Here is a 12,307-nt window from a genome sequence, read left to right on the forward strand (position 1 = left end):
CGTCAGGGGGTCGCGGGCAGGACCTCCGCGAGCCCGAAGGCGGCGAACACCTCGGCGTCCTGGAACACCGTGTTGCGGCTGATCCCGGCCGCGGTGACGGTGAACACCTGCAACGTGTGCAGGTGGTAGCGACCGTCCTCGACCCGCCAGTAGGCGGCCAGCGCGGGCTGTCCGTTGGCTGCGGTCCGCACCATCCGCCAGTCCCGGCACATCGAGAAGACCCAGTCCATGAAGCTGCCGTAGTGTTCGCGGCCGATGAACCAGTTGACCATCGGCGGCATCTCCAGCAGCACGTCGCGGGTCAGCAGTTCCTTGATCGCGGCCACGTCGGCGCGCTCGAAGGCCTCGACGAACCGGTCGATCCGCGCCCGCACCTCCTGCTCGGAGGGTTCGGCGACCTCGTCCTCGGGGACCGCGGTCGCGCGCAGCCGCCCCCGGGCGCGGACCAGCGCGCTGTTGACCGCGGGCGTCGACATGCCGAGGATCTCGGCCGACTCCGCCGCGGAGAAGTCCAGCACGTCGCGCAGGACGAGCGTGGCCCGCTGCCGGGCCGAGAGGTGCTGGATCGCCGCGACGAAGGCCAGCCGGAGCGACCCCCGGTCCACCGCGGTCCGGCCCGGATCCGCGCCGAGCAGCGCGTCCGGCAGCGGCTGCAACCAGCTCACCTCACCGCGCACCAGCGGCGCGGACGGGTCCTCGCTCGGGGCCGCCAGGCCCGACGGCAGGGGGCGGCGCCCCCTGCCCTCCAGCGCGGTCAGGCAGGCGTTCGTCGCGATGCGGTACAGCCAGGTGCGGACCGACGCCCGGCCCTGGTCGTAGCTGTCCCGGGCCCGCCACGCCCTGAGGTAGGTCTCCTGGACCACGTCCTCGGCGTCGTGGACCGATCCCAGCATCCGGTAGCAGTGCGCCAGGAGTTCCGACCGGTACGCGTTGATCCGCAGGTCGAAGCCCTCCGCGACGGGCGCCATCGTCCCCTGCCTCTCCGGTCCCACAACTGCGGCGACCCTATCGCAACGGCCGCCCGGGGACCCGGCTCCACCATCTGCGGGCGGCGCGGAGCCGAGGCAAGCTTGTCGCATGGCCAGCAACAGGGCCCGAGCCGCGCACGAGCCGCCCGGCGATCCCGTCCGGGAATCCGCGGACCCGTCCGCCGCGGACGTGGAGCAGATCGCGGAGGGCCTCTACGGGCTGCCCCCGCCCGAGTTCACCGCCGCCCGCGAGGCCGCCGCCGCGCGGGCCCGGGCCGCCGGGGAACCGGCGGCGGCCGAGCGGGTGCACCGGCTGCGGCGGCCGACGCAGGCCGCGTGGCTGGCGAACCTGCTGGTCCGCGAGTACCCGGACGAGGTGCGTGCGCTGCTGGAGCTGGCCGCCGGGCTGCGGGCGGCGCAGGACCGGCTGGACGGCGCGCAGCTGCGTGAGCTGGCCCGGCGCCGCCAGGCCGTGGTCGCCGCGCTGACCCGTCAGGCCGGGCAGGCCGCGGCCCGGGCCGGTCTGGCCGTGGGCGAGGGGCCGCTGGCCGAACTGGAGCAGACCCTGCACGCGGTGCTGACCGACCCGGCGGTCGCCTCGGCCTTCGCCACCGGGCGGCTGACCAGCGCCCGCGACCCCGGCCGGGCCGCCGGGGGCGGCGGCCCGCCCGCCGCGCGGGCACCGCGCGCCCCGGTCAAGGCGCTGCGCACCGGCGACGAGCAGCGCCGCTCCCAGGCGCGGCAGCTCAGCGACCGGACGGCCGAGGCGGCGCGGTCGGCCGAGGCCGCCGCGGCCGAGGCCCGCGAGCAGCTGGAACGCGTCACCGAGCGGCGGGCGCGGCGGCTGGCCCGGATCGAGGAGCTGACCGGTCGGCTCGACCGGGCCCGCGCCGAGGAGCGCGCGGCCGCCACCGAGGAGCGCGACGCCCGGGCCCGGGTGGAGGTGACCGACCGCGAGGCCCGCCGGGCCCGGGGCCGGGCCCGCGACGCCGCCGACCGCCTCCGCCATCTGGACCAGCGGGCGGCCTGAGTCCCACCCCTGTTCCCACCCCTGTTCCCACCCCGCGAGCAGCACCGGCAGTCGAGGAGAAGGAGCGCGGCAATGGCACGACCGATATGGACCGGGGCCCTCAGCTTCGGGCTGGTGACCGTTCCGGTGTCGCTCTACAGCGCCACCGAGGACCACACGACGCACTTCCGGCAGATCCAGCGGGGCACCAGCGACCGGGTGCGCATCCGCCGCGTCAACGAGCGCACCGGCGAGGAGGTGGCCTTCGGCGACATCGTCAAGGGCTACGACCTGGGCGACCACCAGTACGTGGTGATCGACCCCGGCGAGCTGGACGAGATCGCCCCCGGCCGGTCCCATGTCATCGCGGTCTCCGCGTTCGTGGACCTCTCCGCCGTCGACCCGGTCTACTTCAGCGGCAGCTACTACCTGGCGCCGCGCGGCGAGGAGTTCGCCCGGATCTACGCGCTGCTGCTGGAGGCGCTGGAGGAGAGCGGCCGGGCCGCCGTGGCCTCCTTCGTGATGCGCGGCAAGGAGTACCTGACCGCGATCCGCCCCGCCGGGGAGGTGCTGCAACTGCACACGCTGCACTACGCGGACGAGGTCCGCGACCCGCGCCAGGAGCTGCCCGGCCTGCCGGACCGCGCCGGGGTCGACCCGCAGCAGCTGACCGCCGCGCGGCAGCTGATCGACGCGCTGAGCGCCGAGTGGAACCCGGAGGAGTACCGCGACTCGTTCGAGGACCGGGTCCGCGAGCTCATCGACGCCAAGCGGGCCGGGAACGAGATCACCAGCGCCGAGACCGCGCCCGAGGCCACCAACGTGATCGACCTGATGGCGGCGCTGCGACGGAGCCTGGACCGGGCCGAGGGCAGGCCGGACGCCGCCGAGGCCGCCGAACCGGCGCCGGAGCAGCCGGAGCAGCCGGAGCGGCCGGACCCGCAGGCACCGCGGGCGGGGGACGGCGGCGGGAAGGTCTCCCGGCTGCCGGAGAACCTGAGCGGGCTGAGCAAGGCCGAGCTGTACGCCCGCGCCACCGCCCAGGGCATCCCCGGCCGTTCCAAGATGACCCGGGACCAGTTGCGGGAGGCCCTGACCGGCGCCTCCCGCAAGCGCGGCCGCCGCAGCTCGGTCGCCTGACCCGGCCGCCCGCGCGCCGCTACGGCAGCGGCGCGGCCTGCTCCGGGTCGCACAGCCCGGCCAGCAGGTCGCCGTGGTCGGCCACCCGCGCCAGCACCTGGTCCGGGGTGAACGCCAGCTCCTCGGCCGAACCGCAGGCCGCCACCTCGTCCCAGGTCAGCGGGGTGGAGACGGCCGGCACCGGCAGTGCGCGGAGTGTGTACGGCGCGGCCGTGGTCTTCGCGCTGGAGTTCTGCCCGGCGTCCAGCAGCACCCGGCCGTGCCGCCGCGCCTTGGCGATCGAACTGACCATCAGCTCCGGATGCCCGCTCTCAAGCCGCCGGGCCAGCCCCTTCGCGTACGCCAGCACCGCCTCCTCGCCGGTCGGCCGCAGCGGTGCCAGCAGGTGCAGGCCCTTGCTGCCGGAGGTCTTCACCCAGCAGCCGAGGCCGTCCGCCGCCAGCGCCTGGCGTACCCACAGCGCCGCCCGGCAGCAGTCCACCACGTCGGCCCCCGGCCCCGGGTCCAGGTCCACCACCAGCCGGTCGTGCAGGTCCGGCCCGCTTCCGGCACTCCACTGCGGCACGTGGACCTCCAGCGCGCCCAGGTTCGCCATGGCCATCAGCACCGCGAGGCTGTCGACCGCGACGTGCGGCTTGACGCCGTCCCGGCCCGGCACCCCGACCGTGGGTACCCAGTCGGGCAGCCCCGGCGGCGGGTTCTTGGCGTAGAACCGCTGGCCCTCGACCCCGTCCGGGAAGCGCAGGAACGAGGCGGGCCGACGCCGCACGTGCGGCAGCATCGCCGGGGCCACCTGGGCGAAGAAGGACAGCGCCGCCGCCTTGGTGGTCCCGGTCCGGGGCCAGAGCACCTTGTCCAGGTGGGACAGCACCAGCCGGTGCCCCTCGACCTGCGTCGGAACCCGTTCCGACATCGCCGCTTCCCGCTCTCCTCGTGGCCGCCCCCGCCCTTCGAGCATGGCCGACCGACCGCCCGGCGACATCTCGGCCGACCGCGCTGCGCGCCGGACGGGCCCGTGCGACGGTGGAGCTTCCGGAGCTCCCCGGGGGGCCGGGCAGGCAGGGGCGCCGGGCCAGGCAGAGAGGCAACCCGACCGTGGGCACTCCCGCGAGACCGCCGCAGCTGGAGCCGATGCTGGCCACTCCCGGCGCGATGCCGGGGCACCCGGAGGGGTTCGCCCTGGAGGTGAAGTGGGACGGCATGCGGGTGCTGGCCCGGCTGGACTCCGGTGAGCTGGAACTGCTCGCCCGCAGCGGCAACGAGGCCACCACCCGCTACCCGGAGCTCGCCGAACTGGCGGCGCTGCTGCCGGGGCGGAGCGCGGTGCTCGACGGCGAGGTGATCGCCACCGACGCGCGCGGCCGACCGTCCTTCGGCGCGCTGCAGGAGCGGATGCCGCTGCGGCGGCCGACCGAGATCGCCGCCGCGATGCGCCGCTACCCGGTGACGCTGATGCTGTTCGACGTGCTGTGGCTGGACGGCCGGTCGCTGCTGGACGAGCCGTACGAGCGGCGCCGCGCGCTGCTGGAGGCGCTGCCGCTGGCCGGTACCCGGGTGGTGGTGCCCCCGGCCTGGCCGGGTTCGACCTCGGCCCAGGCGCTCGCCTGGACCAGGGGCGAGGGCCTGGAGGGGCTGATCGCCAAGCGGCTGGGCTCGCGGTACCGGCCGGGGGTCCGCTCCCGGGACTGGATCAAGATCAAGCACGTCCGGTCCGTCGACGTGGTCATCGGCGGCTGGGTCTCCCGCGACCCCGAGGGACAGGTGCTCAAGTCGCTCCTGCTCGGACTGCCCGGCGAGGGCGGCCCGAGGTACGTCGGCGCGGTCGGCACCGGCTTCTCCGACGCCGAGCGCCGCGCCCTGGCGGCCCGGCTGGGCGCCCTGGCCGTCGCCGACTCCCCCTTCACCGGCGCGGTGACCGACATCGACCGGGGCGATCCGCTCCGCTTCGTCCGCCCGGAACTGACCGGCGAGGTCGAGTACCTGGGCATCGGCTCGGGCGGCAGCCTCCGCCAGCCGGTCTGGAAGGGCCTGCGCGGCAGCCACCGCGACGGCCGCTTATCCGCTCCGCCGGTCGGCGGCCCGGGTGCGGGCGACCGGCCGGTCCCAGGAGGCCGGCGCGGCCGGGTAGTCGCCGTGCTCCAGGTCGTCGAGCAGGGTCGGGTGGGTGGGCGACCAGCCGAGCAGTTCCCGCGTGCGGGCGCTGGAGACGGGCGCGTCGATGGTGTAGACGGTGGCCATGAACGGGTTCCCGAAGTGCGCGGCGGCCTCGTCCGGGTCGGCGGGGCCGCCGGCAGGCCGAGGCCCCGGGCGATCGTCTCCGCGATGCTCCTCCGGGTGACGCCCTCCTCGCCCACGCCGTGCGGCACGCCGCCCGCCGGGTCGCCTTCCGCAAGGTCAGGGGGATCCTTGAGGGCAACCTCTCGTTCGCCGGGCCGCGGATGGCCGTCATCGCCGTGACACCAGCGGCCTGCGCGCCCTGCTGACCGCCGGACGCCGGCGCGACCCGCGGACTTCGGGCATCGCCACCCGTTCGGGTGACTGAATCCGGGTGGTACGGGTAAGCGGGGTGGGGGGAGAAATCGCTGGAAGATCTGACAGAAGGTACCGAGCGCAGGTACCGACATCCGCTCACATCGCTCCAGGAGGTATCTCATGCGGGTTCCCTCGCCCTCGGACCCGGACATCAGGCCGGTCGGACCGGACCCGGTACCGCCGGTCCCGCCGCAGCCGCCGCTTCCGCCCGACCCGATCCCGCCGGGGCCCGGTCCCGACCCGGCGCCGCCGCAGCCCGTGCCCGAACCGGGACCGCCGCTGCCGGACCCGGCCCCCGGCCCGACGCCGGAGCCGATGCCGGTCGGGCGCGCCGCCGCCACCGGCTGACCCCCGCCCGACCCACGTCACCGCCTGCCCACCGCCGCCCACCGCCGCTGAAAGGCCCCCGCTGATGCCCATCGCCACCGTCAACCCCGCGACCGGGGAGACCCTGGAGACCTTCACCCCGCACACCGCCGAGGAGGTCGAGATCGCCCTCACCCGCGCCTCGGAGGCCTTCGCCGTCCATCGGCTGACCTCCTTCGACGAGCGCGCGGCGCTGCTGCGTGCCGCCGCCGACGCGCTGGAGTCCGAGCTGGAGGACACCGCCCGGACGATGACCGTCGAGATGGGCAAGCCGCTCGCGCAGGCCCGGGGCGAGGTCGCCAAGTGCGTGAAGGCGATGCGGTGGTACGCCGAGCGGGCGGAGTCGCTGCTCGCCGACGAGCACCCGAAACCGGCGGACGTGGCCGACTCCGGCGGGGTGGACGCCTATGTCCGCTACCGGCCGCTGGGGCCGGTGCTCGCGGTCATGCCGTGGAACTTCCCGCTCTGGCAGGTGGTGCGGTTCGCGGCCCCGGCCCTGATGGCGGGCAACACCGCGCTGCTGAAGCACGCCTCCAACGTGCCGCAGACCGCGCTGCTGCTGGAGCAGGTGTTCACCCGGGCGGGCTACCGCCCGGGCTGCTTCCAGACCCTGCTCATCCCCTCCTCCGGCGTCGACGCGGTGATCCGGGACCCCCGGGTCGCGGCGGTGACGCTCACCGGCAGCGAGGGCGCGGGCCGCTCGGTCGCCGCCGTCGCCGGGGACGAGGTCAAGAAGACCGTGCTGGAACTGGGCGGCAGCGACCCGTTCCTGGTGCTGCCGAGCGCCGACGTCCGCCGGGCGGCGGAGGTCGCGGTCACCGCCCGGGTCCAGAACAACGGGCAGTCCTGTATCGCGGCCAAGCGCTTCATCGTCCACCGCGAGGTGTACCAGGAGTTCGCGGACGCCTTCACCGCGCGGATGTCCGCGCTGCGCGTCGGCGACCCGCTGCTGGCGGAGACCGAGGTGGGCCCGCTGGCCACCGAGCAGGGCCGGGACGAGCTGGAGGAGCTGGTGCAGGACGCGCTGCGGCTGGGCGCCGAGGCGCGCTGCGGCGGACGCCGTCCGGCCGATCTGCCGCAGGGCTGGTTCTACGAGCCGACGGTGCTCGCCGGGGTGACCCCCGAGATGCGGGTGCACCACGAGGAGTGCTTCGGCCCGGTGGCCACCCTGTACCAGGTGGACAGCCTGGAGGAGGCGGTGCGGCTGGCCAACGACACCCCGTTCGGCCTCAGCTCCAACGCCTGGACCCAGGACCCGGAGGAGCAGCGGGTCCTGGTCCGCGACCTGGAGGCGGGCGCGGTCTTCTTCAACGGGATGACCGCCTCGCACCCGGCGCTCCCCTTCGGCGGCGTCAAGCGCTCGGGTTACGGCCGGGAGCTGTCGGCGCAGGGCATCCGGGAGTTCTGCAACGTGACCACCGTCTGGCACGGACCGGCCGGTGGTCGCGACTGACCGCGGATCACCCGTTCGACGTAGCCCGGCCGCGCTCGGCGCGCCGCCGGGCCGCGTGCCACGCGCAGGCGACCGCGACCACCAGCGGCCACAGCGCCTGCGCCGTGGTCAGCACCCGTTCGGCGGATCCGATCGGACCGTGATGGCGCAGGATGTAGAGGAACCACATGGCCCCGGCGAACAGCGCCGCGGTGACCGTGATCGACGGGGTGGTCCGCAGCGGCCAGGGCCAGGCTTCGCCACGTCTGGCCGCCATCACCGGCCACAGGGCGAGGGCGATGAAACCCACGGTGGTGGACGCGGTGTGCTGGACGATGGCGCCGCTGTCCGGCTCCGGGAACAGCGCGACCGCGACGCAGGCGACCCCGCCGAAGGCCAGCACCATCCGGCCGATGGGTGCGGCGGGGCGCAGTCCGAGGGCGCTGACCACGTGGCACCCGCCGAGGGCGAGCAGCGCCCCGGTCATCACCCAGCGATCGGTGGCGCCGTGGGCGGCGAGGGTGCTGATGGTCTGGGTGATGGGGTTGTATCCCGGGGGCTGGAGCACGGCCGCGGTCATCCAGCCGCCGATGAGGAAGAGGGGGGCGCACCCGGAGGAGAGCAGCGCCCACCAGGGGATGACTGGCATGGATCGACCTTAGGTGCGGATCGGGCGCAGTCCCGGGAGGCAGCGGCGTGCCGCCCGCGATTCACCCGCGTCGCGAACCGCTCGCCGGACGCGACCGGCGCGGACGCCGGTCGGCCCGGGGGCTCAGTGGGGGCGGGTGACCGCCCAGAACAGGCCGCCCTCGCGGTCGCGCAGTTGGATGACCCGGCCGTAGGGCGTGTCCTCGGCCGGAGTGGCCACGCTGCCACCGAGCTGTACGGCCTGCCGCGCGGCCGCGTCGGCGTCGCTCACCGCGAAGAAGACATGCCACCGGGGGCGGACCCGAGGGTCGAACGCGGCCTCGGTGCCGCCGCCGAAGAGCGAGGCCAGCGTCCGCTCCCCGCCGGGCGTGTGGTCTCCTCCGGGCGCGTGGTCTCCGGACGTGTGGTCTCCGGGCGCGTGGCCGCCGCCGAGCAGCAGTACCCGGTCGTGTTCCCAGCGGACGTCGAACCGGCTGGGGTCGTCCCAGGCGAACACCGCGCCGTAGAACATGGCCGCGGCGAACGCGTCCGAGGTGCGCAGCTCGCTCCAGGCCAGGGCGCCGGGCCGCTCCAGGTCGTCGACCGGCCCGGCGCGTCCCTGCCAGATACCGAAGGCCGCGCCCTGCGGGTCGGTGGCCAGCGCGATGCGGCCGGCGTCGAAGGCGAGCGGGCCGACCACCACCATGCCGGTGCGCTCCCGCACCCGGGCGGCGACCAGGTCGGCGTCGTCGGTGCCGAAGTAGGTGGTCCAGGCGACCGGGAACTCCCAGCTCGCGGCGACCGCGCCGAGCCCGGCCACGGCGACTCCGTCGAGCACCGCGCGGCAGTAGGGGCCCCACCGGTCCGGCCCCTGTTCGAACCGCCAGCCCAGCAGCGGACCGTAGAAGCCCTGCGCGGTCTCCAGGTCCCGCGCCATCAGGCTGACCCAGCACGGGGCGCCGGGCACGCAGCGCGCCTGTATCGTCTTCCGGTCCATCAGCTGTCCTCCTTCGTGCCGGTGGCCCCGTGGCCGGGGCGTCGAGACCGCCCTGGGCCTACCGGCGGACGGGGGTGGGCGCGGGGCCGGTCAGGTGACCTGGCGCAGGTAGAGGGCGCCGCAGGTGTGGCAGAACTTCTCGTGGGTGTGGCTCCAGGCGTCCGCGGACATCCGCTCGGCGTCCACGTTCACGGGATGGCCGCACAGGCCGACGTCGGCACCGTCGGAGGTCATGTGCCACTGCCGGACGGGACCGCCGGTAGTGCCGTCCTCGTATTCGGCGCGCATCTCGAACACGTGCATGGTCGTCTCCCTGTCTCCGCGGCTCGTCCCGATGGCCGGTGTCGGGCCGGACGGTCGCTCACCCTCACACCATGCCGTGAGGTCTCCCGCCCCCGCCTGCCGACAGCCACCGGGGGCCTGCCCGGGGCCGACCGGCACGCTTCCGAACGGGTGAACCACGGAGCGGGGATGCCCCGCCGCGCGCCGCCGGTCCGGGGACGCCGACTGCGAGAATCCAATCAGGAGCTCCACCAGTGAGAGGAGACATCCACATGGCCACCACCCATGTCGAGCGGGAGCGGAAGTTCGACCGCAGGGCCGCTGCGACCCTGCCCGACCTGCACGGACTTCCGCAGGTCAGCGCCGTCGAACCGGCCGCGACCGAGGATCTGGACGCGGTCTACTACGACACCGAGGACCGCCTGCTGCTGGCCCACCGGGTCACCCTGCGCCGCCGCACCGGCGGCCACGACCAGGGCTGGCACCTGAAGCTGCCGAACGGCCCGGACAGCCGCCGGGAGGTTCGGCTGCCGCTCACGGCCGGGGAGCCCGGGGCGGTGCCGAGCGAACTGGAGCTCCGGGTGCGCTCCCGGACCAGGGGCGGAGCCCTGGCCCCGGTCGCCCTGCTGCACACCCGTCGGCACCGGCGACTGCTCCTCGACGCGCAACGGCGCCCCCTGGCGGAGATCGCCGAAGACGCGGTCACCGCCCGGATCCCGCAGCCCTCCGGGGAGGTGCTGCTGCGCGACTGGGAGGAGGTGGAGGCGGAGCTGGAACTCGGTGACACCGCCCTGCTGGACGCGCTGGAGGAACGCTTCCGCGCGGCGGGGCTGGAACGTTCCGCCAGCGGCTCCAAGCTGGCCCGGGCACTGGCCGGACCCGGCGGTGGCGGCGACGGCGACGGCGCTGACGGTGACGGCGACGGCCGCGCGGCCGGTCCGGGTGGGGCGGCTCCCGGTGCGCCCGTCCCCGGCTCGATCGGGGAGCTGCTCACCGAGCTGGTGCGCGCCCAGGTGGAGGACCTGCTCACGCTGGACGGCGCGGTCCGCCGCGACCGGCCCGAGGGTGTCCATGACCTGCGGGTGGCCGCGCGCCGGTTGCGCAGCACCCTGCGCAGCCACCGGCGCACGCTGGACCGCGCGGCCGCCGAACCGCTGGCGGCGGAGCTGCGCTGGCTGGGGCACTGCCTGAGCGAGGCCCGGGACAGCCAGGTCATCGGGGAACTGCTGCTCAGCCGGACGGCGGAGCTGCCGGAGCCGGAACGGCCGGGGCCGATGCCCGGGCGGATCACCGTCTGGTCCGCCGACCGGTACCGGCGGTACCACGGCGAGGTGCTCACCGAGCTGGACGGCGCCCGGTACTTCGCGTTGCTGGCCGGGCTGGAGCGGTTCGCCGCCCGCCCGGTGCCGACGGGCCGGGGGGAGGGCGCGGCCCGGGCGGAGCTGCGCCGGGTGCTGAGGCGGGAGCGGCGCCGGTTCGGCGGCCGACTGGCCACCGCCCGTGACCTGCCGCCGGGGGCGGACCGGGACCAGGCGCTGCACGCGGTACGCCGGGCGGCCAAACGCGCCCGCTACGCGGCCGAGGGCGCCGCGCCGGTCTGCGGGAAGGGTGCCCAGCGGCTGGCCCGGCGGATGAAGGCGGTGCAGACCCTGCTCGGCTCGCGTCAGGACGCGGTGCTCGCCCGCTGGGCGCTGCCGCGCATCGCCGCGAGCGCCCACGCGCACGGTGAGCCGGGCTTCGGCTACGGCGTGCTGTACGCCGTCCAGGCGGCCGACCTGGCCAGGTACGACGCCGACCTGCCGGAGCTGTGGGCCGCTGCCGCGCGGTGAGGGCGCCGGGGCGACCGCTGAGCCGGGGCGGGGCTCACTCCCGCGGCGGGGCGACCGGCTGCGGCGGGGCGACCGGCTGCGGCGGGGGCTCGGTGGGCGCCGCGGCCTGGGGGCGGTAGCCGGGGGCGATGGCCGAGTTCAGCACCGAGCTGTTGGGCAGCAGCACGGTGCCCTCGGCCGTCCGCAACTCCACGAAGAGCAGGGTCATGTCGGTGACCCGCCCCTGGATCCGGCCGCCCAGCGCCCCGGCCTGGATGGCGACGTCCTGGCCGGTGTGGAAGGGCCGGGCGGTGAGCAGCACCAGGCCCGCGCAGATGTTGCCGAGTACCGGCTGGGCCGCGATGCCGACGATCACCCCGGTCAGCGCGCCGCCCAGGATCAGCCTGCTCCAGGGCACGTGCAACAGGCTCAGCGCACCCAGTACGACCATGGCGTAGCCGGTCAGCAGGCAGAGCACGCGCAGGGTGGTGACCCTGCTGTCGCCGAACCGCTCGGGGACCAGCGCGACCAGGTCGTCGGTGGCGCCGCGGACCGCGATCAGGGCGAAGACCAGGAAGACCAGGGCGCTGGCTCCGGCCACCGCCCGGTCGGTCACCGCGTGCGCCCGGGGTTCGCCGAGGAGTCCCCCGTAGTGCGTGGACACCACCAGCCCCGCCAGCGCGAGCAGGGTGGTCGCCACCGCCTTGCGTACCCGGATGCCACTGGGGTGGACCCGGCTCAGGACCGATCGGCGGTCACGGCGATCCTTCGTGCTGTCCATCTGCTCACCGTGCCCTGAAGTCGCGGAACGACTCGGGAGCAGATCGGCCCCCGGCGTCCGCCGCATGCTAGCCGCCCGGGGCGGCGTCCCGCTCCCCGGGCGGCCGGCGGTTCCCGGCGAGCAGGGTCAGGCGATCACCATCGGCGTTGACGGCTGGGCGCGGTCGGCCAGGAGCCGGCGAGCACGGCTGAGTGCCTGCTCGGGCTGCCTGAGGCCGGTGGAGACACACAGGGTGTAGTACAGGTCCTCACGGCGGGCGGCCGTCTGCGGACCGTCGTCCAGCAGGTCGAGCTCGGTCACCAGACGCTGCAACAGGGCAAGATTGATCAACGGCATAGCCAACTCCAGTAAAACTACCGGGGAGA

General features: G+C 75.3%; 13 protein-coding genes. 6 read left to right on the forward strand and 7 right to left on the reverse strand.

Going from position 1 to position 12,307, the window contains the following annotated elements; translation table 11 throughout:
- Positions 1–2 precede the first annotated feature (2 nt).
- A complete protein-coding gene (locus GXP74_RS23340; protein WP_182453196.1) occupies positions 3–968 on the reverse strand; it encodes a sigma-70 family RNA polymerase sigma factor in 966 nt (321 codons plus the stop codon).
- A 109-nt stretch (positions 969–1,077) separates the two neighbouring features.
- Here GXP74_RS23340 and GXP74_RS23345 point away from each other — a divergent pair, with 109 nt between their 5' ends.
- Together GXP74_RS23345 and GXP74_RS23350 are read left to right on the forward strand one after the other, a co-directional pair.
- The gene (locus GXP74_RS23345; RefSeq protein WP_182453197.1) at positions 1,078–1,998 is read left to right on the forward strand and encodes a hypothetical protein; all 921 of its coding nucleotides are present in this window, start codon (positions 1,078–1,080) and stop codon (positions 1,996–1,998) included.
- A 72-nt stretch (positions 1,999–2,070) separates the two neighbouring features.
- Positions 2,071–3,117 (forward strand): Ku protein, encoded by a 1,047-nt coding sequence (locus GXP74_RS23350; RefSeq protein WP_182453198.1) that lies wholly within the window; start codon positions 2,071–2,073, stop codon positions 3,115–3,117.
- A 19-nt stretch (positions 3,118–3,136) separates the two neighbouring features.
- Here GXP74_RS23350 and ligD (GXP74_RS23355) read toward each other — a convergent pair whose 3' ends face one another.
- Complete coding sequence (gene ligD, locus GXP74_RS23355) at positions 3,137–4,030, reverse strand: non-homologous end-joining DNA ligase (protein WP_182453199.1); 894 nt, start codon at positions 4,028–4,030, stop codon at positions 3,137–3,139.
- A gap of 182 nt (positions 4,031–4,212) precedes the next feature.
- On the opposite strand from ligD (GXP74_RS23355), the gene ligD (GXP74_RS23360) reads away from it, so the two are divergent.
- The 3 genes from ligD (GXP74_RS23360) (at position 4,213) to GXP74_RS23370 (ending at position 7,468) form a co-directional block, all read left to right on the forward strand.
- Positions 4,213–5,574 (forward strand): non-homologous end-joining DNA ligase, encoded by a 1,362-nt coding sequence (gene ligD / locus GXP74_RS23360; RefSeq protein ID WP_182453200.1) that lies wholly within the window; start codon positions 4,213–4,215, stop codon positions 5,572–5,574.
- A 195-nt stretch (positions 5,575–5,769) separates the two neighbouring features.
- Positions 5,770–5,997: a hypothetical protein gene (locus GXP74_RS23365; RefSeq protein ID WP_182453201.1), complete on the forward strand. Its 228-nt coding sequence runs from the start codon at positions 5,770–5,772 to the stop codon at positions 5,995–5,997.
- Between the two features lie 64 nt (positions 5,998–6,061).
- Entirely contained in the window at positions 6,062–7,468 is a 1,407-nt protein-coding gene (locus GXP74_RS23370) for an NADP-dependent succinic semialdehyde dehydrogenase (RefSeq protein ID WP_182453202.1), read from the forward strand.
- Positions 7,469–7,475: 7 nt separating this feature from the next.
- Here GXP74_RS23370 and GXP74_RS23375 read toward each other — a convergent pair whose 3' ends face one another.
- The 3 genes from GXP74_RS23375 to GXP74_RS23385 all read right to left on the reverse strand — a co-directional run bounded on the left by GXP74_RS23375 (position 7,476) and on the right by GXP74_RS23385 (position 9,374).
- A complete protein-coding gene (locus tag GXP74_RS23375; RefSeq protein WP_182453203.1) occupies positions 7,476–8,096 on the reverse strand; it encodes a DUF998 domain-containing protein in 621 nt (206 codons plus the stop codon).
- 123 nt (positions 8,097–8,219) lie between these two features.
- On the reverse strand, positions 8,220–9,071 hold the full coding sequence (locus GXP74_RS23380) for a VOC family protein (protein WP_182453204.1): 852 nt from the start codon (positions 9,069–9,071) through the stop codon (positions 8,220–8,222).
- A gap of 90 nt (positions 9,072–9,161) precedes the next feature.
- A complete protein-coding gene (locus GXP74_RS23385; RefSeq protein ID WP_182453205.1) occupies positions 9,162–9,374 on the reverse strand; it encodes a hypothetical protein in 213 nt (70 codons plus the stop codon).
- Positions 9,375–9,625: 251 nt separating this feature from the next.
- Between GXP74_RS23385 and GXP74_RS23390 the strand changes: the two genes are divergently transcribed.
- Positions 9,626–11,182, forward strand: coding sequence for a CYTH and CHAD domain-containing protein (locus GXP74_RS23390; RefSeq protein ID WP_182453206.1), 1,557 nt, complete (start codon positions 9,626–9,628; stop codon positions 11,180–11,182).
- 34 nt (positions 11,183–11,216) lie between these two features.
- On the opposite strand, the gene GXP74_RS23395 is transcribed toward GXP74_RS23390, so the two are convergent.
- Entirely contained in the window at positions 11,217–11,942 is a 726-nt protein-coding gene (locus GXP74_RS23395) for a mechanosensitive ion channel domain-containing protein (RefSeq protein ID WP_182453207.1), read from the reverse strand.
- 126 nt (positions 11,943–12,068) lie between these two features.
- Positions 12,069–12,278, reverse strand: a complete 210-nt coding sequence (locus GXP74_RS23400; RefSeq protein ID WP_182453208.1) for a DUF5133 domain-containing protein — start codon at positions 12,276–12,278, stop codon at positions 12,069–12,071.
- Positions 12,279–12,307: the final 29 nt, after the last annotated feature.

The organism is Streptacidiphilus sp. P02-A3a, assembly GCF_014084105.1.
GTDB lineage: Bacteria > Actinomycetota > Actinomycetes > Streptomycetales > Streptomycetaceae > Streptacidiphilus.